Consider the following 22,907-nt stretch of genomic DNA (forward strand, 5'->3'; position numbering starts at 1 on the left):
CTCTCAAAAGGTCGGTTTAGACGACCTTTTGAGACAGCCTCCTTTTAGCTTGTCGGCCAAGTCGACAAGCTGTGCGTACATTTAAACATGATGTATGCTTAATTTTTTTCATGCCATTTTTGTAATGTTTACTCGATTATGCTATTTAGAACTTATTAAAAGGTCTTGAACCACTCTTTATCATCTAATGGTGCACCATTTTTAATATAACTCATGGAAACCGTTCCATGCTTTAATCCAACATCCTTTTGAAGAAATGCTACGATCTCGTTCAAAATTTCTTCATCCTTTTTATCCGGCTTTCTAGGTACAGATATGAGAATAGTAGGCGCCGCATCATATTCTTTATAACTACTTGGCTTATTTGGATTAACGTTATATGTTATTCCTGCTCTTTCATCATATTCTACCCAAAATTCATCCAACGTTCCCAGTTTTTGCTCAATATAAGGACGTATATTATTTTCTAATTCTTTTTCCCACTTCTCCGCTATATAGGTGTCTTCCATCTGTTTTGTTTCTTCATTGTAGTAAATCAAAAACTGTGTATTATCCTTTTTGTTCTCTGCTTTAGCAGCATAATCGAAAGTTGGAAAGTTACCCATATTATCAAAAAGTGTGTCATAAATAACAATTTCATCTTTAAATGTATTTTTTATATATCCCTGCGCTTGTATTTTTACCTTTTTCACTTCATCCTCATCTGCCTTCATGCTTTGTAAAAATACGAAAATAAGAAGACCTATACCGAATGCTACTATGCCGAATACACCAATACCAATTTTAATTATTTTTTTCATATTATCCTCCCTCTATAAATGTTGATATATCAACGGTTGTAGCCGTTTCAGGGGTGTCAAAAAAATTTTTTTCGACACGTTTTCTAACTTTGTTTCTCAAATCTGTATATATATGACATTGGATGGGTGCGCTCCTTTTTGAGATATGCCTTAACGTGCAATATCAGATGTATTCATTTAATATCTATCAGCAGTGACTCCAAGGGAAGCGGCTCGAACAAAAGGCACGTTATTAAATTTTTCAATTTCGCTAGGAGTTCCGGTGATTACTACACCTATAATTTCAAGGTTTTCGGCTGACAATTTCTCTTTGTTGCTATGCGTAATATTTTGAATGATTTTATCGGCTACATCTTTATAAGAACCGTTCTGCTTAAGTTCCTTTAAGCTGCGGATGAAGTATTCTGCTCCCCATTTGCTCTCTGGTTGATTGATGTAATGAAAACCAATTGCATCATCACCAATGATAGTAAAATCTTTTCCTGTTTCTTTAATGAAGTTATTATAATTTTTTATGTCTGACTCACTATAGGTATCAACCCAAAACCAAGAGATATTTTTATTGAATATTTTTTGAACATCCGTTACTTTATAGCCTTTATCAAAGGAAAGAGCCAATTCTATTACTTTATCATCGTCCATGCTGGAAACAATGCTTCTATCATCAAATAAAGAAGAGTTGACTTTAGGATGAATAAATTCAATGACTCTTTCTCCATTAAAGTACATCGGAATTCTTTTTTCATCTACATTTCCAGTTCCACTTGCACCTTTTGAAATGATAATTTTTGACTGGCCGAAGATGGAATACTCTTTCTCTACAGGCACCCAAGGCACAGGAATGCCATTTACTTTTTTGATAAACTCTGTTTTTGAAGTTGCTGAAAACAACGAATAGTTAATACTTGTTCCTTGTTCTTCTATATTGGCACCGTGGATACTATGCCATATTGCATCATTTCTCACTTCTTCATTAACCTTATTTATCATGATGGAGTTACCAACAAAGTAAAAAGCTATGACGACAATTATGCTTATAATTAGAGATATAACAACTATCCTTAAAGCAGAATTCCGTTTTGCCTTTTTAACCAGTTTCCGGAAATCTGGATCTTGCGGAAGAAACTCATTCTCTTCGTTCATTTTGATGCCTCCTGTATTCCTCTATGAATTGTTTTCGTGCTCTGTGAATGATGGTCTTAACGGAATCTACTTTCATATCATATAAAGCTGCAATTTCTGTTAGTTTTAAGCCTATGCTGTATTTTAAAATTAGAAATTGCGCATATTTTGGTTTGAGTCGGTCTAGAAGGATATAAATGTCTTTTTCGAATTCTTTTTGAAGGACTGCTTTTTCAGGAGTGAATTCCTCAAATAACTCTTTGTAGTTGAATTTCAATGAAATATTTTTTTGTCTATTATGTTTGCGGCATAAATCGTAATATTGGTTAACTGATACACGAAAAAGCCAACTTTCTACATTTTCAATATTCACGGAGTCTATATAAGTTAAAAATTTGTAAGCCGTTTCTTGGGTAATATCCTCAGCATCCTGCAGACTTGCTCCCATTTTTAAAAGATAAACCTTCACTCGCTCCAATTGTTCATGTAGTTTCTCCCCTAATTCGAAATCATTCATGTAAACCCTCCCGCTGATAAGACGTTTATGTAAGTAAAAGGTAAACAGGAAATAAATAAAATTCATCTATTTCCTATATTTATGATGATTATTGCATTCAGTCGCTCTATAAAAAACTTATGGTATACCTAACTAAATAAAAATTGAAGATTTATGGGAATCGGAAGAACATGAATAGGCGGTGAGTACCTTTTTATAGAAATCATAATATTTCTCTCCTCTATCTGTATTTTCTACTAGCTGCATATATATAGTGAAAAAATAACTGGAGATTAGAAGCTATGACGAGCGTACGCCAAGATGCATGGAAGCAAGATGAAGATTTGCTGTTGTCAGAAGTTGTATTGCGTTATATTCGAGAAGGGGAGCTCAGTTCGTGACATTTGAGGACCGCCTATCGCAAACACCGGCATCCTGCGGATTTCACTGGAATTCATATGTGTCGAAGTAATACACAGAAATGATTGAACTAACGAAAAGGCAGCAGAAGGAAACGTAACATTGGTAAGTGAAGGAAAGAAACGAGAAAGACGCTGAAGACAAATTAACAGGAGCGCACGTAATTTATTTTGAGAAGCCTAGGAATCACATACATTCAATTATCAGCGGGTAGCGGATGAAAATCGTGCATTAAAAAGAGGTGTGGGGCAGTTACAGCAAACTGTGACAAAGTTACAGTTAGAAAAGGAGTCTTTGCAGAAAGAGCTTGTCGCTATTCAAGAAAATTATAAGACTCTTATCGGCATGATGGGATGGTCAAAAAAATGGTTATGCTTAAGATGGGCATACACAAAAAGTGAAATTCCAGAAGGAGAAAATGGGGAAATCGAGAAAATTGAAAAGTAATCATAAAAAGAAAAAAGGTCCATTAGTACAGAGATTTATCTAGTGTCTTCGGTTAATTAAAGGTATTATTTTTTCGGCAGGCTTTATGTCCGTCGTTTTCCTGTGTTGCAGCAATCAATGGACAAGGCGAACGTTTAGAACAGGACTTTAATAAATTGAAAGATAGGGGAAGGGGGTATGAGTAAATATCAACCCGTTAAACGACCATCTAACTGAGCTGAATGGTGATTTTGTAAATATATCATTTTCGGAAATCGAAATAATTATTTCTGATTAGTTACCAAATTCAGCATTTAAATATCGAACATGGTGGACCAATAATAAAACGCATGTTCAACGAAGAAAAAGCCGCATGTCACTCAAGCATCATGCGTTTTTTACGCCAGCGCTCGCTGAAGTTTTCGGTTTTGGTTATTCTGCAAATGATCGAAAGCTATAGTTTGCTAAATAAAAATTACGCCACAAACAATAACTATTGAAAAAGTTCAAAGGCTAGCTGGGGGAACAGCTATATCGCCAAGACGCTCTGATATTAAAAGACAGCTATATTGTGCGGTAGGTGCCGCTGATAACGATTTGGATAGTCCAGTACGGCTGGGGGATGTTTTCGGTGAACAAAAGGGGTGCGATAATGGACAATATGTACGAAAAAGACCATTTTTGATTTTTTATATGTCTTTATAAAAATATGATAAAAAATCGTTAAAAGGTTACATAATGATGTGATGTAAAAATCATGAGTATTGTAAACACTTCACATATGAAATGGTGACAGCAGGAACGGTAAAACAATAAAACAGATAGCAATAAATGAGCCAGAATAATGACTAACGATAACATGCCTAGAAACAGCTTATTGCCAGCACTCAGCCGCTTTTTATGAGGATATAGAGGGAACACAGGAGGTGTCTGCAGCCGGTCTTTTCTTTTCTAATGAATACTCAGTGGTTAAAAATTTTGAATCAACAATAGATGTTTGAATTCATTATAGCAACATATATTTTTGTCGTCGATCCTTAATAGCGCACAAACTCCAGGGAGTTAAGTCCATATAATTGTGTAAAAAGGGAAATAGAAAAAGAGCCATGTTGCTTCCCCTTTGGTAGAATAAACAGTGGACCAAAAACACCAAACATAAGGAGGAATGCAACCATGGCTCAATATCATATTACCCTAAATGATGAACTTTTGCACGGGTTATTCACCAGAGATGAGGGATTAGCTAAGCTATTGGAACAAGTCCTCAATCAAATCCTCGAGGCACAAGTAGAAGAACAGCTGGGAGCTCGCCGTTATGAACGAACGGAAGAACGAAAAGGCTATCGAAACGGTTCGTATCCACGCCAGCTGACGACCCGGGTAGGACGGTTGACCTTGCGCGTTCCACGGACAAGAGATGGGGAGTTCTCTACGGAACTGTTCCAACGGTATCAACGGAGCGAACAAGCACTGGTACTGGCACTAATGGAAATGGTGGTAAACGGGGTGTCTACCCGAAAAATCACTCAAATCACGGAGGAATTATGCGGCACTTCGTTTTCCAAATCCACGGTCTCCTCACTGTGCAAGGGACTGGATCCGATTATCCAAGACTGGAATTATCGTTCCCTTCATGAACACGTGTATCCGTTTGTGCTAGTAGATGCTATTTATACGAAAGTCCGGGAGGATGGACGAGTACGCTCCAGAGCCGTGTTGATCGCTACAGGAGTGAATGAGGAAGGATATCGAGAAATTCTTGGCCTGCAAATCGGAAACAGTGAATCGGAGTCCAGCTGGAGCGAGTTCTTCGGATGGCTGAAAGACCGGGGACTCCGGGGAGTGGACTTGATCATCTCGGATCAGCACGGTGGGCTGGTGCAAGCCATTGAAAAGCATTTCCAAGGCGCTACATGGCAACGATGCCAGACACATTTTATTCGTAATATCCTCGATGCCGCACCAAAGTATATGCAGGATGCCTTGCTCGAGGAGATTCGTGGGATTCTTCATGCTCCAAATAAGCAAACGGCCCGGCTGTTATTGGAACAAGTGCTGGCCAAATGGGAAGAAAAAGCCCCAAAAGCCATGCAAATCCTCGAAGAGGGATTCGAAGACGCCACCGCCGTATTGGACTATCCGGACCGTTATCGTCGGCGTCTGCGCACGACCAACGGAGTGGAACGGCTGAACGAAGAAATTCGTCGCAGAGAACGGGTCATCCGCATCTTTCCGAACCGGGAATCGGTGTATCGCCTCGTTGGTGCCGTGTTGATCGAAATCGATGAAAAATGGATGTCAGGGCGCAAATACTTGGATATGGCTGAATATTGGAAGTGGCGGAAAACGAAAGAGCAAGGAGTCCGATCGGTGAATCAGGAGGCTCCGGCGATCAAGAGAGTGGGATAACCTCTACGCCGTGTCAAGGAGAACGTGGAATACCGGAGCGAAGTGAGGATATGCCGCGAAAGCTCCTTGACACGCCTGTTCCTTGACAACATGATCATTTGTCCGGGAAGGCGACCGGCAGGGAGACTTTCCGGTCTTACCTACCATACGTCAAGTCATCAGGTCCATGTTGTCTATCAAAGGGGAATTTACACAATAATTTGGACTTGACCCTCCAGGGGATCGACGACATGTTTATTTTCCTATTTTCTCCGACAGACATCAGCATTTTTTTATATTGACGCAATTTTCAAAACGGCGTATACTATACATATCCATTATCCACCATCCTTGATATATTAGCATTTATTGGGGGTTTTATCTTACCTATAAGGAATTGAAACCTCAACGATGAAGAATCCATACTATAATATCTGCAGATAGGTTTTATCTTACCTATAAGGAATTGAAACTTGTGTGAAGTTCTTTTTCTTCCCCTGTTGTTGAATGGTTTTATCTTACCTATAAGGAATTGAAACTCGTACCATTCGACTTTGGTGTATTCGTTGTTGTCGGTTTTATCTTACCTATAAGGAATTGAAACATGCGAGAAACAAATCACTTTCTCCAAACAAAAAAGGTTTTATCTTACCTATAAGGAATTGAAACTCTTTCCACGCTAATGATAAAAACCAAGCCATGATGGTTTTATCTTACCTATAAGGAATTGAAACATGGCCTTCACTGCGGAACGCGGCAATTCGAACCGTGGTTTTATCTTACCTATAAGGAATTGAAACAATGAAAGAAAACAAAGAAAAAGTCATTGACGTTTCTGGTTTTATCTTACCTATAAGGAATTGAAACGAGTCTTTAGTTAGGACGTTTTCTGATTCGGAAACGGTTTTATCTTACCTATAAGGAATTGAAACCGCTACATATCTATCGAAAGGAGGGACGAGTATGGCACGGTTTTATCTTACCTATAAGGAATTGAAACTGGAAAAGGAAGTCGGGCATTGGAAAGAGCTTTTCGAAGGTTTTATCTTACCTATAAGGAATTGAAACTTGGATATCCATACTTTTCTATCATGGCATGCTTCGGGTTTTATCTTACCTATAAGGAATTGAAACAGAACACCAGCAATAAATGATTCCCCCGGCGAACAAGGTTTTATCTTACCTATAAGGAATTGAAACAAGCTGGCAGCGTTCGGCAGGCGCTCCGCCTGTCGAGGGGTTTTATCTTACCTATAAGGAATTGAAACCGTCGAATTCGAATTTTTCGCCGTAAAAGTCTGTGCCGGTTTTATCTTACCTATAAGGAATTGAAACAAAGGTGGCCAAGGTGTTTTGAAGCGCGGCACCGTGGGTTTTATCTTACCTATAAGGAATTGAAACACAAAGAGCTTGAAAAAATTCCGGTCCGCATCGACGAGGTTTTATCTTACCTATAAGGAATTGAAACTTTTCTTCTCGGAGCCTTTTCTTTGCGAGCCGTATTGGGTTTTATCTTACCTATAAGGAATTGAAACCACGATGAAACCACTAGGAATTGTCCGCAAAATCGACGGTTTTATCTTACCTATAAGGAATTGAAACATCGGTCTAACCGATAAACTAGTACAATATCGATAGTTTTTATCTTACCTATAAGGAATTGAAACGAACTGTATGCTATATCTTTTTCAATATGGCTGAACAGTTTTTATCTTACCTATAAGGAATTGAAACAATGCCCCGACTTGCACGCGATAAACCTTCCCTTGTGTGTTTTTATCTTACCTATAAGGAATTGAAACTGTAGGGAAAGCCAGTGGATGGATCGCGTCTATTTGTTTTTATCTTACCTATAAGGAATTGAAACAACAAGTAAATATGAATGAACACCAAGCTGCAGCTCTTGTTTTTATCTTACCTATAAGGAATTGAAACACGATAGAATCATGCTTCTATCTAATGAAATGATATTTTGGTTTTATCTTACCTATAAGGAATTGAAACACATTTGCAAGGTGGGAAAATGAAGAAAAGTATAAGGGTTTTATCTTACCTATAAGGAATTGAAACGAGCCGAGTCGCCGCGTTAGTTTGGGGTTGAGCTAATGGTTTTATCTTACCTATAAGGAATTGAAACGGCATCTCCCTCGAGGAACTAGCCGCCGCAACTGAAGGGTTTTATCTTACCTATAAGGAATTGAAACTGGAAGAAAAAGATTTCGAAAATAAAAATAAATAAGGGCGGTTTTATCTTACCTATAAGGAATTGAAACAATGGCTAGCGGTCGGGAAGCGTGCCGGCCTTTCTTTGGTTTTATCTTACCTATAAGGAATTGAAACCTCACACCCTACCAACACCTTATCCACAAACTTATCCGTTTTATCTTACCTATAAGGAATTGAAACATATATCGAACCTTCACCAACATAGCTCGCTGCGTTGTAGTTTTATCTTACCTATAAGGAATTGAAACTCGGCTTGCCATCATCAGCGCGTAGGTCGCCATCCCACGTTGTATCTTACCTATAAGGAATTGAAACGAAGTAATCTTGAAAACAGCAGCACAGGCTGCCTTGGAGTTTTTATCTTACCTATAAGAAATTAAAGCACTGACAATCTATATCCAAAAGAGCTAACACTTAATGATCCCCCTTTAAGTGGACAGTGTAAAAAGCCCATTTTTAATCAATGGGTGTTCCACTATACTTGGAGGGGATTTTCGCATGAAAAGGATAAATATTTCACCGTTATACAGAGGAATTCCAACAAAGAGTGATTTACATGTATGCAAAGGGAGAAAATTGCTATTAAAAATTAGATGGTGAAATGGTAAATTTAATGGATTATAAAAAAGCGCTAGAACGTATTTTAATGGGAAAGCAAAGAAAAATCGATGTCGGAAGAATCGACGAAGAATATTGCATCACTGTAGTGGGGATTGGTTTGGATGGCAAAGTGGCTGAAGTAAATAATATTTCCAAATACAAAAAATGGTTTAATTTTATTAGATTGGGTGCTCTTTCCTATGTACTTAGTTTCTTGCAAGTTTTATTAAAATACCGCCCTGTCAACATTCAATTAAATGTTGATGGGGAGAAGCTAGTTTTTTTAATGTCTGGTTAATTGCTATTGCTAATATTCCAAACTACGGCGGAGGTATTAGAATATGTCCGGATGCTTGTTATCATGATGGACTTTTCGACATTTGCATCCGTACACAGCATAACAAAGCGGGATTTGTTACGCACTTTTCCAAAGGCGTATAAGGGCAAACATATTTTTCATCCTGGTGTAGCCATGATAAAAGGAAAGCAAGTAGAAGTCACTTCTGAATTGCCAGTTATTGTACAAAGCGATGGTGAGGTTCTCGCTAAAACTCCAGTGAATGTGACAATTCGGAAGGATGCATTGCTTATCGTTTAGCATAGGGGCGAAAATTGTGACAGATTTTTGCTCTGTTTCATAAGGACACCACTGAAGCCGGCACTAGATGCAAAAGATATTCATGAGATAATTGATGGATTATTGTTGAAAAGTCCTTTATTTGAAACAACATGAGATACATTCTGGGAATGGTGTCAGGAAGTGTTTCAAAAGAGAAGGCGATCCGGTTTTCCTGTCTGTCGGATGTTCCGTTCCCTCGAACAGGGGCTGGAGTAGAAATATGCAGAAGAAGCATTCGTCCATATGTCACTGATGCCCCAAAACTAAGCTAAACCTTTCAGCAAACGGCTGAAGGGTTTTTGTTTTTGCAAAAATTTGCATGTCCTATTTTCTTTTCCTTCAGCAAACGAATGTTCATATGAAGCGTTATTGTTATCAACATTGTTTCAAGCATTTGGTTCGATCCAACTAAATCAACATCAGCCCAACTGTTTTCGTAAATATCTCTATGAATGGTGCCAAGAAACAACGATGCAGATATTTTCATCAGTTTTTGCATGGCGGTTGGCAAAAGGGGGACGCCAAGACAAGCAGCACGTTTGACCGCTTCTGTTCTGCAACGGATTGGTCAGTAAGCTGACGAAAGAAATAAACAGTTAACATTTTTGTTGGGATGAGCATTTATCACCAAAAATGGTGAAAAGGCACAATTCCTTCATCATCTAGTTCAACTGTACTATACAGATATTTTTATGAAACATAATTTAGAAAAAAAGATGGAGAAAGTGTAATTGCTGGATTAACTCCCATAGCATGCAAAAAATGAATACTTCATTCGGGAGAACGCAAGATCTGAGGATGCCAGAAGTCTGCTAGGCGATATACTTTATAAGCTTTTCATACAAAGAAAACGATGCGGCCATCAAAATGTTTCTTCATGCATAAAAAATAGCTTTCACTAAATCAATTGCGCGGCCGCTGCTTCATTTTTATTTTCATTAGGAGGGATATTGTGGAGAGTATTTTCATTGAACCATGGGAAGTGGATGAATCCACCCATGAGTTTTTTATACCTGACTATATCAACGAGCTAGCAGATAAAGTTCTTAAGCATTATGATTTTTCAGTTGAAAGCATTCAGGTAGTTACGACTAAACCGGATAAAGGGGGCGCTATTTGGAAGCTGGAAACAAGTGCGGGGCCGAAAAGCTTAAAGTTGTTACACCGCAGACCAACCAGGAGTTTATTTAGTTTGGGAGCCCAGGAATATTTAGTAGATGTTCGGCATGCAAGGGTGCCGCCTATTGTTAAGACAAAGGACGGAACCAATTATGTTGAGGCAGGAGGAAAGCTATGGTTTGTCGCAGAGTGGATTGAATCATTAACACCTGTAACAAAAGATTTAGAGGGAGCGAAACTGCTTTGTTCCGCCCTTGGTGAATTTCATCGATTAAGCAAAGGTTATGTCCCCCCTCCCCAAGCAGAAACAGCTTCAAGATTGCACAAATGGCGAAGAAATTATGAAAAAATCATTTATAAAATGGATTGGTTTCGAAACATTGCCAAAGCGTATAACGAGCTGCCTGCAAGTTCTTACTTATTAAATGTAATAGATGAATTTGAAGAGCAAGCCCGAAGAAGTCTAGAAAGACTGGATCAATCCAGCTATTTTGAATTAATTAAACATGGCAATGCCTATTGGGGCTTAGTTCATCAAGATTATGGCTGGTCCAATGGACAAATGGGCCGCGATGGGATGTGGATTATCGATCTTGATGGTGTCGCGTTTGATCTGCCTATTCGTGATTTAAGAAAGTTAATTTCCGGAACGATGGCGGATTTATATAAATGGGATGCCAAGTGGATAAGAGAGATGATAAAGGCTTACCATAAAGAAAATCCGATTTCCCCTGAATTATATGAGATTCTTATGATTGATTTATCACTGCCAAATGAATTTTACAAAAATATAAAAGAAGTCGTGTATGATCCTGAAATGTTCCTTAATGAACAAACCGTACAATTAATGAAAACAATTATCGACACTGATCAGACGAAATGGCCAGTCTTGGCGGAAATTCAAAATGATTGGAAGGAAGTAGAATAACATGAAAATTTTGATGATCTGTACGGAAAAACTCCCTGTGCCTCCCGTACGCGGAGGAGCCATTCAAACTTATATATCCGGTGTTCTCCCATATTTAAGTAAGCATCATGATATTACAGTGTTAGGGATTAGCGATCCATCTCTCCCTGATCAAGAAACGTTAGATGGCGTTCATTATGTACGGGTGCCTGGAAAAATTTTTGAAATATATCGAGAAGGTGTTGTCCGCTATATTGAATCAAACTCATTTGACCTTATCCACATTTTTAACCGCCCGCGCCTTGTCCTTCCTGTCCGCCAGGCAGCGCCTCATGCGAAGATTACTTTAAGCATGCATAATGATATGTTCAATATTGAAAAAATCGATCCAGAAGAAGCAACAGCAGTCTTAGAAGAAGTTTCAAGCATTGTAACGGTCAGTAATTATGTTGGGAATGTGATACGCCAACTCTATCCACAAGCCTCGCCAAAGATTCGCACGATTTATTCCGGAGTAGATACCGAGAGATTTTTACCTGGAAGCCATCCAAAGATGCAAGAAACACGAAAGGAAATTCGAAAAGCGCATGGTTTAGAAAACAAAACGGTGATTTTATTTGCAGGAAGGCTTTCGCGTAATAAAGGGGTCGATAAGTTAGTCAGAGCGTTACCGGAGCTTTCAAAAAAATTTAAAGATTTAGCTCTCGTTATTGTAGGAAGTAACTGGTTTAGCCAAAATAACGTAACCGATTATGTTGCTTACGTACGGGCATTAGCAAAAAAGGTGCCAGTGCCGGTTGTGACAACAGGCTTTGTTGCACCAGATGAAATACAAAATTGGTTTGCCGCGGCTGATTTATTCGTATGCACGTCACAATGGCAAGAACCGCTTGCCCGGGTGCATTATGAAGCGATGGCGGCAGGGCTTCCGATTGTAACAACAGCACGGGGCGGCAACCCAGAAGTCATTTTTTCAGAAGAAAACGGTCTTGTTGTTGAAAACCCTGAAGATCCTAGCAATTTCGCAGAAAAAATTGCCAAAATTTTATTTGACAAATCATTGATGAAAAAAATGGGGGAAAGAGGAAGAGAGCTTGCCGTTTCCCGATATAAATGGGAGCGGGTGGCCTCCGAGCTGCTAGAAGTTTGGAATCAAGCGGTTCATATGACATCAACAACAGCTGTTGAACAAGATAGTACAGATAAAACGAATCAAACAGGTGCAAAAGAACTGGAATATGTCATTGAGCATAATTCCGAAACGAAAAAAGAGGATGAAAAGGCAGCGATGGAACAAGATAGTGCGGAAAAAATCAGTGAAGATGAAGTGAATAACACGGAAGTGGAAGAACCGGAAAGTGTAGCAAGGATTAAGATAATAGACGTGGACGAAGAGACAATAAGAAACAGCATATGGTTTTCCAGCACTTATAAACGTGGGCGAAAACGTAATAATAGACGTGGGCGAAAAGGCAGTTAAGAAATTCCATATGGCATTCCAGCAATTTTAATGGTTGGAAATCCATACTTGTGTATTGTTGACTCACCATAAGAAATTTCCATATGGAGCATTCAACATATAAGACAATCAAGTTTAAAGATTTGTTTTAGATAATACCTGCAGCAGGGCTTGGCACAAGGTTTCTTCCTGCAACAAAGGCATTACTAAAAGAAATGCTTCCGATTGTGGATAAGCCAGCCATTCAATATATTGTCGAAAAGGCCGCTGCATCTGAGATTGAGAATATTATTGTAATAAGCGGCCGCAGCAAGCGTTCGATTGAAGATCACTTTGATAGATCATATAAGTTAGAAAAATAATAAAATATTTCTAATTAGCTCAATATTATATTCGTCAAAAAGAACGGGAAGGCCTTGGGCATGTTATTGTGCGAAAAGGGGAACTATTTGCTGTATTACTGGGCGATGTTGAAATAGATTTTCCCGCTTTGGATAAGCAGCGTAATGCCGGAAAGACACATGAAGAAAATAAAAAAGCGAGGTGAATTTTATTGAATATAGCAATGATTGGAGCAGGCTATGTAGGAACGGCAACTAGTGTGGCTTTTGCGGAATATGGACACAAGGTATATGTTATTGAGCGTGATTGGGAAAAATTAAAAAAGCTCAAAATGTCCGTGCTTCCTTTCTTTGAAGAGGGGATGGAGGAATTATTCAAAAAACATAGTGCCAACGGAAATCTTTTGTTTTTCCATTATATCGAGGAAGTTATCGATCAATGCGAAATTTTAATGATAACGGTCGGTACTCCTTCCTTGCCAAACGGAGAAGCGGATTTATCCTATGTTGAAGAAGCAGCACGGCAGATCGGAAGATCGATGAATGAATATAAAGCAATCGTCATCAAAAGCACTGTTCCGGTAGGCACAGGTGATAAAATAAATAAAATCATAAAAACGGAACTAAAAAAAAGAAACAAAGAAATTTCTTTCGATCTCATTTCGAACCCAGAATTTTTACGAGAAGGAAAGGCATTGCAAGATGCTCTGCATCCTGAGCGGATTGTCATTGGCTGTGAAACCGAAAAAGCCCGGCAGGTGATGAAAGAGCTGTATAGCGGGATCAACTCCCCAATTTTGTTTACCACTGTCAAAGATGCTGAAATGATTAAATATGCATCAAACGCGTTTTTAGCTACTAAAATTTCGTTCATCAATGAGTTGGCACGGCTTTGCGATAAGGTCGGGGCAAATGTTATTCAAGTTGCAAAAGGGATGGGATTAGATAGCAGGATTGGCCCCCAATTTCTTCAGGCAGGCATTGGGTTTGGCGGATCATGCTTTCCTAAAGATGTTAAAGCATTATTGGCATTGGCTTCTGCAGAGAAAACCCCCTTACAAATACTTCAGGCAGTATTAGATGTAAACGAAACCCAAGCACAATGGTTTATGGAAAAAGTGAAGAAAGCATTGGGCTCTTTATCAAGAAAGCGCATTGCGGTACTTGGCCTTACGTTCAAACCGCAAACTGACGATATAAGAGAAGCATCCTCATTAAAAATTATCCATTACCTCCTCCAAAATAATGCCTGCATTACTGCGTACGACCCGCAAGGAACAGAACATGTTAAAAAGATCTATCCCACCATTAACTATGCCAAAACCACGCTTGAAGCATTAAACGGAGCAGATGCTGCATTAATTGTAACGGAGTGGAAGGAAATTATAGAAATCGACTGGAAAAAAGCAAAAAGCATACTGTCTCAGCCATTTGTCTTCGATGGCAGAAATTGCTTAGATGCTTCTGTTATGCTGGAATTAGGCTACCATTATGAAGGAGTAGGCACGCCTAACTTGGATGAAAGAATAAATGGTTCTTTTTAAAGACGAAAACAGCCAAGCCTTTATTTGAAAAGCGCTTGGCTAGTCGTGTATCTCATGAATTGCTATAATCCTTCATGATAGTAATTTATTTCCGTTTCACCCCTTGATGATATCCACAGCGCAGAAGGAGGTCTAAAAGGTGCAAAATAATGCAAAATATATTTTTATTACTGGTTGTGCGGGCTTCATAGGGTTCCACCTGACGAAACGCTTGTTAGATGAAGGCTTTTCTGTGCTCGGGATGGACGATATGAATGATTATTATGATACAAGTTTAAAATATGACAGATTAAAAATTGTGATGAAGCATCCCCATTTTCGGTTTGTCAAAGGTTCAATTGAAAACATTGAATTACTTGAAAAGCTTTTCTCCCAATATGATGTGGATACAGTTGTAAATCTGGCAGCACAACCTGGAGTAAGGTACAGCCTGAAAAATCCCCATAAGTATATTCAAGCGAATGTTGTTGGCTTTGCAAATATATTAGAATGCTGTAAAAAGCATAAAATACGCCATCTTATCTATGCATCATCAAGCTCCGTCTATGGAAACAACAAAAATGCCCCATTTTCTGTAGCCGATCGTACGGACTCCCCGGTAAGCTTATATGCAGCAACGAAAAAAGCGAATGAATTAATGGCTTATACGTACAGCCATTTATATCGTCTCCCAACAACAGGGCTGCGCTTTTTTACTGTCTACGGCCCTTGGGGCAGGCCTGATATGGCTTTATTTAAATTTGCGAACGCCATTGTGAAACAACAGCCAATTGAAATTTATAACTACGGAAATATGAAAAGAGATTTTACCTATGTTGATGATGTGACTGAATCGATTTTACGCTTAATCGATAAAGGACCTTCAACAGAATCTCCGTATAAAATTTATAACATAGGAAATAACCAGCCAGTGCAACTTAATTATTTCATTGAAGTACTAGAAGAACATTTAGGAAAGAAGGCAATCAAGAAGCTCTTGCCAATGCAGCCCGGCGATGTTCCAGAGACATTTGCGGACATTGATGAATTAGTTAAGGATATTAATTATAAACCTAAAGTATCTATTGAGGAAGGAATCAAAAGGTTTGTCGAGTGGTTTAAAGATTACTATAAAATCAACTAGTGTAAGATTTAACAGGTGATAAATAAAAACATTCTGCCGTTTTTATTTCTGTTTTGACCTGTTTTCCATTTTGTGAAGCTGAAGGATATAATTGCTACAATTGGTTGTCTTCCTTGATGATGTTTAAAATTTTGCCCAAAGCATTTGCTGGAGCAAAAGAAAAAAGCAGGGATTCTCTGATTTGGCCAAAACATTTCTGAAGGGAGCATTCCTGTTAGAAGTTTTTTCGGGGACTTGAATAAAAAAAGCCCTCTTGGTATGATTCGGGGGTGTCAATCGCACGAAATTGACCCCTAATTTGGATACCAAGGAGGACTACATGCATTCTATCTCAAACAAGAAGATGAATCAAGTCACCGATCAAACACTGGTTGTTGGGATGGATATCGCAAAGAAAAAACATTCTGCCTGCTTTGTGGATGAGCGAGGGAGGGTGCTGAAAAAATCGTTTCCCGTTCCGCAATCCAAAGAAGGGTTGGAATGGGTTGTACCAGTGCATCGTGAAAGCGATGGAGGAATTTGAAAAAACGGAAGTGATCGTTGGCATCGAGCCAACGGGACTATTGTCTCAATCTCGCTTACTTTCTTGACGAGAAAGGCATCCTTCTCGTGATGACAAACCCGATGCACGTGAAGCGCTCCAAAGAGCTGGACGACAATCTTCCAACCAATCATGATGCGAAAGATGCGCTCGTCATTGCTCGGTTAGTAAAAGACGGCCGATTCAGCTATCCGCGTATTCTGAAAGGGATGGAGGCGGAGCTGCGCGCAGGGACGACATTTCGCTCCAAATTGGCGGAAGAACAGGGAGCGATTCGAAATCAAATGATTCGCTGGCTCGATCGGTATTTTCCGGAATTTACGCAAGTCTTTCCGCCGTTTGGGAAAATGGCGCTCGCTGCGCTGGAACAGACGCCGTTTCCGTCGGATTTAGCAGGGAAAGAGATCGAAGAGGTTCTCCCCCTTTACCGGCAAAGCGAGGAATTACAATCGCCACAAAAGCCGAAAGCGAAGAAGCTCATAGAACGGGTCCAACACTCCATTGGCGTAACGGAAGGACAACAGATGGCCCGTATCGAAATTGCCATGCTTGTCCGCCGGTACCGCCAGCTGGAAGAAGAAATCGAGGCACTGACAGAGCAGCTGATCGAACTCGTACAGACCTCCGTCGAGTACGAATGGTTGAAGACCGTTCCGGGCTTAGGCGATGCGACCATCGTGGAACTGTTATCAGAGATCGGGAGTTTCTCCCATTATCAGGATCCACGGCAACTCATCAAATTAGCGGGCCTGACGCTGCGGGAACATTCCCCCGGCCAACACAAAGGGCAAAAACGGATCTCGAAGCGTGGAAGAAGGCGGTTGCGCGCTCTCCTCTTCCGCGTGATGATGCCGATGATCCGCTTCGACCACTACATCCCAATTTAACCAGTAGTGGCAGTGAAGCGCACCTATCCAATGTCACAATGTCATATATATACAGATTTGAAAAACAAAGTTAGAAAACGTGTCGAAAAAAATTTTTTTGACACCCCTGAAACGGCTACAACCGTTGATATATCAACATTTATAGAGGGAGGAAAGTATTGGAGGATGTTTCTCATAAATTTTGGGATGAGCTACAGCATTCTCTTGACATTGAAGCAGAAGAGATCCCATCTATTCAAACACTAGAAGACATTACACAATATCTTATAAAAATTAATGATTAAAATAAAAAATTTTAAATATAGAAAGAAGAATTCAAACGCCAACAGACAAAGAATAGCTAATCTTAAGTCAACTCGCGCGGCGACAGCTTATTGCCAGCATTCAGCCGCTTGTTATTTTAAAGACAGGCTTTAAGGGTATATAGGGACTGTGGTTGGTCTTTCCTTTTTCTTAATGAATACTTAGCGGTTAATCGAATCAACAATAGATGTTTGAATTCGTTGAATAGCAACGTATATTTTTGTCGTCGATCCCTAATAGCGCACAACCCCCAGGGGATCGACGACATGTTTATTTTCCTGCTTTTTTCTACAAATATCAGTATTTTTCCCATATTGACGCAATTTTCAAACTGGCGTATACTATACATATCCATTATCCACCATCCTTGATATATTAGCATTTATTGGGGTTTTTATCTTACCTATAAGGAATTGAAACTCAAAGGATACAAATTGAGATGCTTGTTGCAGTACCGGTTTTTATCTTACCTATAAGGAATTGAAACCACTCACAATGAGCACCCTAAAAATTCAAGTATTCGTGGTTTTTATCTTACCTATAAGGAATTGAAACTATATAGATCAAACAACAACTCTCTTGGGAGTTCGTTTGTTTTTATCTTACCTATAAGGAATTGAAACTGGCATTTGTGAAGCAGCGATACCTTTTGCCATCCAGGTTTTTATCTTACCTATAAGGAATTGAAACGGCGTTCACCCCTTCGATTTTGATTCCGAGGAGGTCAGTTTTTATCTTACCTATAAGGAATTGAAACAAGGCGTAAGAAAAGAACACTGATCATTAAAATTATTGTTTTTATCTTACCTATAAGGAATTGAAACTGATTCTTATACCACTTTGAAAAAGCGACAGAATCGTTTTTATCTTACCTATAAGGAATTGAAACACACCAGGCATCTTGAAGACCGTGACACTCTTCGTCCCGTTTTTATCTTACCTATAAGGAATTGAAACATGACGCAAACCAACGCCACTAATTGCGTCCTCGCGTTTTTATCTTACCTATAAGGAATTGAAACTTTTCGTTTTGTTTCCGCAGCGAATGAACGTTTATGTTTTTATCTTACCTATAAGGAATTGAAACAACGCCGTGTCGTTGCTAGCAACCGACGGCAAAACCGTTTTTATCTTACCTATAAGGAATTGAAACCAGTTTTGGTTGATATCATCGATGGGGTCGAAAGTGTGTTTTTATCTTACCTATAAGGAATTGAAACTCGGTTATGCCGCTGGATTCATGGTATTGAAATCCAGTTTTTATCTTACCTATAAGGAATTGAAACTAAAATTACACATGACTTGGCGAAGAAAATCGCGCAGGTGTTTTTATCTTACCTATAAGGAATTGAAACTCAAACGGTCGATGATACCGAGCCGGAACCCTAACATGTTTTTATCTTACCTATAAGGAATTGAAACGGCGAATAAAATCTGACGAAAATTCGTTCGAGGGGGTTTTTATCTTACCTATAAGGAATTGAAACTAATAAATATAATTCGTAGTCACACTAGTAACCTCAAAGTTTTTATCTTACCTATAAGGAATTGAAACCACTACTGCATGCACGAACTCCGCTATTCACCATCACAGTTTTTATCTTACCTATAAGGAATTGAAACCCAAAATCACTGGACAGTATTGGGTAGGCATACCGAGGTTTTTATCTTACCTATAAGGAATTGAAACCAAGTCATGTGATATGACGTAAATGAACCGTCTGTTGTTTTTATCTTACCTATAAGGAATTGAAACGGGAAGTTGCCACTAAAGATGTATCAAAAGACGGAACGTTTTTATCTTACCTATAAGGAATTGAAACATTTCGGTCGAACGAGTGCATCCTCCAAGAATCACACGTTTTTATCTTACCTATAAGGAATTGAAACTGTTTATTTAAGAAAGATGAAAGGATTGGCATGTATCCGTTTTTATCTTACCTATAAGGAATTGAAACTTTTATAAACAAGCTTTTGGTACGGATTTAGTTGGCGAGTTTTTATCTTACCTATAAGGAATTGAAACAAGCCACGCTGGGCAAACGATGTGCCAAGCCGCAGAGGTTTTTATCTTACCTATAAGGAATTGAAACATACAATGTTAAAAGATTTATATGCATTAGGCATGACGTTTTTATCTTACCTATAAGGAATTGAAACTCTATTCTTCCGTGATAAAACAAGTAAACTATCTGAGTTTTTATCTTACCTATAAGGAATTGAAACTTTTGATAGTCTGTTTTCACTTTTTCTAATTCCTCGTTTTTATCTTACCTATAAGGAATTGAAACAAACGCAGATGGAGGCTTTATCGAAAGGCGTCAACGTTTTTATCTTACCTATAAGGAATTGAAACCAAGAAAATTTGAAGATTGGAAAAAAGGATACTTGCGTTTTTATCTTACCTATAAGGAATTGAAACAGTCGTTCATGGTGTCATACGGAATGACAATATCATGGTTTTTATCTTACCTATAAGGAATTGAAACAGATCAACCCTCGCGATAGTGATGCGGTCAATCTGGTTTTTATCTTACCTATAAGGAATTGAAACACGGAATGGAGGACGCAAAATCATGACGCAAACAACGTTTTTATCTTACCTATAAGGAATTGAAACATGGCGGCAACGCACATTTGCAAGTAACAGAACTGTCGTTTTTATCTTACCTATGAAGAATTGAAACACAGAAACTGGAACTGACTATTCAAGATGTGTGCTCTTCCGACACTCTGTGTTTGCCGCTTAACTATGAGAAATAAGTCCTGTACAAAAAGCACATCAAAGGTTGCATGTACGCAACTACCATGATATTCAACCATGACAATTGCTTTTATTAGCGCATTACGGAACCGTTAGTGCGAAAGCCCCGAAATTGTGGGCTTTTTTAGTTTCGTTGTTAATTTTTGTTGATATATGCCGAGAAATTAGTTAAAATTTGGATAGGAAATTAGAAGTAGGAGAAAGGTGGTGGACCGCGGAAAATCGCGTTTCCGTTGTTGATAGTTTCCTAGAGTTTCTTCATCAGCAGCGGTGATGATATAATTGCGGAACGAAAATGTATCAGCATATCGTCATTACATGCGGAATTTCTTTGTTGACTGGAAAAGCGAACGTTTTTTCGATAAACCGTGATGAAACGATGGCGGAAATACGATCGTTACTAGATGTAAAAGAAATCAACAAGGAAATCGAAAAGAAGGTCGAGCGCTGGCTTCAATATGCTAAGCAATTTTCACATGAAGTGGTGCATCGGCCTAACCATGTTTCCGCCGAATACTCGACGGTGCATGAGCTTCGCAAAAAAGGAAAACTGGTCGAACGGCCGACGATCGTCCTTTTTGTAACGCAAACAGTAGGAGGCCGGATCGTTGAGTCCATTTTAACGAGTCTGTTGGAAATGCATTTTCAAGCCAATGTCCGCGTGATATACGTAGACATTGATGTGAAAAATCCAAAACGCATGCATGAAACGTTAGGCGAATATATGTCGAAACTTAGTTATGCTCTTTCTAAAGGAGAGCCAACATCGACATGTTCTGCGCCTATCGGCGGATATAAAGTGATGACATCGCTCGGCTATATTGTTGGTGCGTTTTTAAATTATCCAACTGCTTATTTACATGAAGACCATCAAGTCCTTCATGAAATTCCGCCAGTTCCGATTCATATTAAAGAGGAATTTGTTTATGAGCATTTAGATTTGCTTCGGAAATGTCAAAAAGACGTGGTGCCGGTTCAAGAACTGTCCTATCAAGAAAAGCGATGTGTAGAACAATATCCTTCCTTATTTTATCAGGAAGATGGCTTCGTTTGCTTAAGCGCGTTTGGAGAGTTTTTACTAGAACATGAGAAATATAGACATTTGTTTGACACAGCTTATTTCGTATCAAAACAAATTTTGGATGTCATGGAGCATAATCGCCATCAATCGTTATTTATTTTTCAGCAGTTTCACGAGCTTGTGAAAAAGCTGAAATATAAAGAGGGAAATATGTTTGAGTTACAACATGAAAAGGAATTTAAAACGATCCGTCAAAAACAAATAAAATACCATTTATACAAAGGAGCAAGCAATGGCCAAACCGCCTTTCGTTTGGCGTACCGCTATGACGAACAGAAAGATCGATTATATGCTAACTACTTATGGCTTGATCATAAACGCTATGAACGTGAAGCTTCGCAAGGGCGCGGGCTTTATGAAGACTGGTCGGAATTTTTCGATATTACAAATGATTTAATGACGGTGGTGAAGTAAAGCGGATGGCTCGAAATGTGCTATTGTCTTTTCTAGGCCGCAATGATTACGAATATTGTTTTTACACATATCGCGGCCAGCGCTCCAGTTATACGCGCTTTGTGCAAACAGCCATTTATGAATTATTTCGAAATGAAGAACCAATGGATGTGATCATCTTTGCGACGAAAGAGGCAAAAGAAAGCAACTGGAATGATAAGGTTCGTGAGGGGCAGCAAGTGAAAGGGATCCAAACCGCTTTTCAACAGATCGCTCCAGAAGCGACCGTCAAGCTTGTTGAAATAGAAAGCGGTCAAGATGAATCCGCCAACTGGAAGCTATTTGATTCCATTATCGCGGAAATTGGTGAAGGGGATACGATTTACTTCGATATCACCCACAGTTTCCGATCGATTCCATTTGTTGCGCTAATTGTGTTAAATTACGCACGTTTAGTAAAAAAAGCGACGATTGGAGCATTGGCATACGGATGGTTTGAAAAATTAGGGAGACCAAACGAAGTGAAACAGCTTTCTCCTGAACAGCGGCTGGTGCCGATTGTGGATTTGACGAATATGGCACAATTGCTTGACTGGACAAACGGGGTCGACCAGTTTTTACGAACGGGAGATGCGTCTCTCATTAAAGAACTGACGGCGCGCGAAAATAGAAAAGTGTTTTGCGATGCCAATGCAAGCCCGCTATTGAAACGGGAAGTGGAGAAACTAAATAAATTAGCAAAACAGTTGGATCGAACTGGAAATTCTATTCGTACATGCCGAAGCTTGCAAGTGGAAGAAGAAGTGGAAAAATTCCGCTATCAGCTTGAACAAGTCCGTCACTCGCAAGCGGAGGCGATTAAACCGCTTGTTCCGATATTGGATGAAATGGAGAAGAAATATTCGAATTTTGGCGGCAATACGATTATCAATGGATGGGAAGTAGCGCGCTGGTGCGTAGATAACGGACTGATTCAGTCAGCATTAACGATGTTATCGGAAAATGTTGTTACGGCAATCTGCCGTGCGTTTCAGCTGGAAGTCACTAATGTGGAGATCCGAAACGACCTTCATTCTGCCATACGGATTATCATACGGAGAACGAAAAAAGAAGAATGGGAAGTACATAGCGTTCCATTTGTCGAGGAAATGGTAGAAAAGCTGCTTCCGTATCGGGAATTGCTGAAACCGTTTGGAGAAGTAGCGGAACTTCGCAATGATATGAATCATGCGGGAGTAAGAGAACGTCCGTTAACAGCCGATCGATTTGCCCAGCGTGTGAAAACGTTATTAGATGCGATAAAGCCATTTTTTGAGGAAATGGCGGCACTTTCACAATGAAAATGAAA

General features: G+C 39.2%; 14 protein-coding genes, 3 pseudogenes and 2 CRISPR repeat arrays. Of the genes and pseudogenes, 14 read left to right on the forward strand and 3 right to left on the reverse strand.

What is annotated here, in order from left to right; translation table 11 throughout:
- Positions 1 to 155: 155 nt before the first annotated feature.
- The 3 genes from AOT13_RS12420 to AOT13_RS12430 form a co-directional block, all read right to left on the reverse strand.
- Positions 156 to 800, reverse strand: a complete 645-nt coding sequence (locus AOT13_RS12420; RefSeq protein ID WP_013400886.1) for a hypothetical protein — start codon at positions 798 to 800, stop codon at positions 156 to 158.
- A gap of 177 nt (positions 801 to 977) precedes the next feature.
- On the reverse strand, positions 978 to 1,943 hold the full coding sequence (locus tag AOT13_RS12425) for an anti sigma factor C-terminal domain-containing protein (protein ID WP_013876957.1): 966 nt from the start codon (positions 1,941 to 1,943) through the stop codon (positions 978 to 980).
- Positions 1,927 to 2,439, reverse strand: coding sequence for an RNA polymerase sigma factor (locus AOT13_RS12430; protein ID WP_003250613.1), 513 nt, complete (start codon positions 2,437 to 2,439; stop codon positions 1,927 to 1,929). Before AOT13_RS12430 ends, AOT13_RS12425 begins: the two co-directional genes overlap by 17 nt.
- A gap of 281 nt (positions 2,440 to 2,720) precedes the next feature.
- Between AOT13_RS12430 and AOT13_RS21445 the strand changes: the two are divergent.
- The 14 genes and pseudogenes from AOT13_RS21445 to csx2 all read left to right on the forward strand — a co-directional run.
- Positions 2,721 to 2,887, forward strand: a pseudogene (locus AOT13_RS21445) (RsfA family transcriptional regulator); the annotation flags it as partial.
- Positions 2,888 to 3,132: 245 nt separating this feature from the next.
- Positions 3,133 to 3,285, forward strand: coding sequence for a hypothetical protein (locus AOT13_RS21450; RefSeq protein ID WP_155267358.1), 153 nt, complete (start codon positions 3,133 to 3,135; stop codon positions 3,283 to 3,285).
- 1,152 nt (positions 3,286 to 4,437) lie between these two features.
- Complete coding sequence (locus AOT13_RS12440; protein WP_013400931.1) at positions 4,438 to 5,673, forward strand: IS256 family transposase; 1,236 nt, start codon at positions 4,438 to 4,440, stop codon at positions 5,671 to 5,673.
- Between the two features lie 353 nt (positions 5,674 to 6,026).
- Positions 6,027 to 8,261: a CRISPR direct-repeat array (repeat unit 30 nt; unit sequence GGTTTTATCTTACCTATAAGGAATTGAAAC).
- Positions 8,262 to 8,491: 230 nt separating this feature from the next.
- The gene (locus AOT13_RS12445; RefSeq protein WP_155267349.1) at positions 8,492 to 8,776 is read left to right on the forward strand and encodes a diacylglycerol/lipid kinase family protein; all 285 of its coding nucleotides are present in this window, start codon (positions 8,492 to 8,494) and stop codon (positions 8,774 to 8,776) included.
- 63 nt (positions 8,777 to 8,839) lie between these two features.
- The gene (locus tag AOT13_RS12450) at positions 8,840 to 9,076 is read left to right on the forward strand and encodes a hypothetical protein (RefSeq protein ID WP_155267350.1); all 237 of its coding nucleotides are present in this window, start codon (positions 8,840 to 8,842) and stop codon (positions 9,074 to 9,076) included.
- A gap of 973 nt (positions 9,077 to 10,049) precedes the next feature.
- Positions 10,050 to 11,144, forward strand: a complete 1,095-nt coding sequence (locus AOT13_RS12460) for a CotS family spore coat protein (RefSeq protein WP_003250604.1) — start codon at positions 10,050 to 10,052, stop codon at positions 11,142 to 11,144.
- 1 nt (position 11,145) lies between these two features.
- Complete coding sequence (locus tag AOT13_RS12465; protein WP_042385318.1) at positions 11,146 to 12,603, forward strand: glycosyltransferase family 4 protein; 1,458 nt, start codon at positions 11,146 to 11,148, stop codon at positions 12,601 to 12,603.
- A gap of 131 nt (positions 12,604 to 12,734) precedes the next feature.
- Positions 12,735 to 13,081: pseudogene (locus AOT13_RS21455) on the forward strand (sugar phosphate nucleotidyltransferase); the annotation flags it as partial.
- A 54-nt stretch (positions 13,082 to 13,135) separates the two neighbouring features.
- Entirely contained in the window at positions 13,136 to 14,467 is a 1,332-nt protein-coding gene (locus AOT13_RS12475) for a UDP-glucose dehydrogenase family protein (RefSeq protein WP_042385319.1), read from the forward strand.
- 139 nt (positions 14,468 to 14,606) lie between these two features.
- Complete coding sequence (locus AOT13_RS12480) at positions 14,607 to 15,590, forward strand: NAD-dependent epimerase (RefSeq protein ID WP_003250597.1); 984 nt, start codon at positions 14,607 to 14,609, stop codon at positions 15,588 to 15,590.
- A gap of 319 nt (positions 15,591 to 15,909) precedes the next feature.
- A pseudogene (locus AOT13_RS12485) lies at positions 15,910 to 16,994 on the forward strand (IS110 family RNA-guided transposase); the annotation flags it as partial.
- 182 nt (positions 16,995 to 17,176) lie between these two features.
- Positions 17,177 to 17,302 (forward strand): hypothetical protein, encoded by a 126-nt coding sequence (locus AOT13_RS21235; protein WP_255210118.1) that lies wholly within the window; start codon positions 17,177 to 17,179, stop codon positions 17,300 to 17,302.
- A gap of 409 nt (positions 17,303 to 17,711) precedes the next feature.
- A CRISPR array of direct repeats spans positions 17,712 to 20,008; the repeat unit is 30 nt; unit sequence GTTTTTATCTTACCTATAAGGAATTGAAAC.
- 372 nt (positions 20,009 to 20,380) lie between these two features.
- A complete protein-coding gene (locus AOT13_RS12495; RefSeq protein WP_042385323.1) occupies positions 20,381 to 21,580 on the forward strand; it encodes a CRISPR-associated protein in 1,200 nt (399 codons plus the stop codon).
- A gap of 5 nt (positions 21,581 to 21,585) precedes the next feature.
- Positions 21,586 to 22,899 (forward strand): TIGR02221 family CRISPR-associated protein, encoded by a 1,314-nt coding sequence (gene csx2 / locus AOT13_RS12500; protein ID WP_042385326.1) that lies wholly within the window; start codon positions 21,586 to 21,588, stop codon positions 22,897 to 22,899.
- Positions 22,900 to 22,907 lie beyond the last annotated feature (8 nt).

Origin of the sequence: Parageobacillus thermoglucosidasius (genome assembly GCF_001295365.1) — a bacterium.
Classification (GTDB): Bacteria; Bacillota; Bacilli; order Bacillales; family Anoxybacillaceae; genus Parageobacillus; species Parageobacillus thermoglucosidasius.

Bases quoted from the DNA above. Each gene is read 5' to 3' on its own strand.
- csx2 (WP_042385326.1), top strand. From the start codon at position 21,586: ATGGCTCGAAATGTGCTATTGTCTTTTCTAGGCCGCAATGATTACGAA.
- AOT13_RS12420 (WP_013400886.1), bottom strand. From the start codon at position 800: ATGAAAAAAATAATTAAAATTGGTATTGGTGTATTCGGCATAGTAGCA.
- AOT13_RS12465 (WP_042385318.1), top strand. From the start codon at position 11,146: ATGAAAATTTTGATGATCTGTACGGAAAAACTCCCTGTGCCTCCCGTA.
- AOT13_RS12440 (WP_013400931.1), top strand. From the start codon at position 4,438: ATGGCTCAATATCATATTACCCTAAATGATGAACTTTTGCACGGGTTA.
- AOT13_RS12445 (WP_155267349.1), top strand. From the start codon at position 8,492: ATGGATTATAAAAAAGCGCTAGAACGTATTTTAATGGGAAAGCAAAGA.
- AOT13_RS12450 (WP_155267350.1), top strand. From the start codon at position 8,840: ATGATGGACTTTTCGACATTTGCATCCGTACACAGCATAACAAAGCGG.
- AOT13_RS12495 (WP_042385323.1), top strand. From the start codon at position 20,381: ATGTATCAGCATATCGTCATTACATGCGGAATTTCTTTGTTGACTGGA.
- AOT13_RS12430 (WP_003250613.1), bottom strand. From the start codon at position 2,439: ATGAATGATTTCGAATTAGGGGAGAAACTACATGAACAATTGGAGCGA.
- AOT13_RS12425 (WP_013876957.1), bottom strand. From the start codon at position 1,943: ATGAACGAAGAGAATGAGTTTCTTCCGCAAGATCCAGATTTCCGGAAA.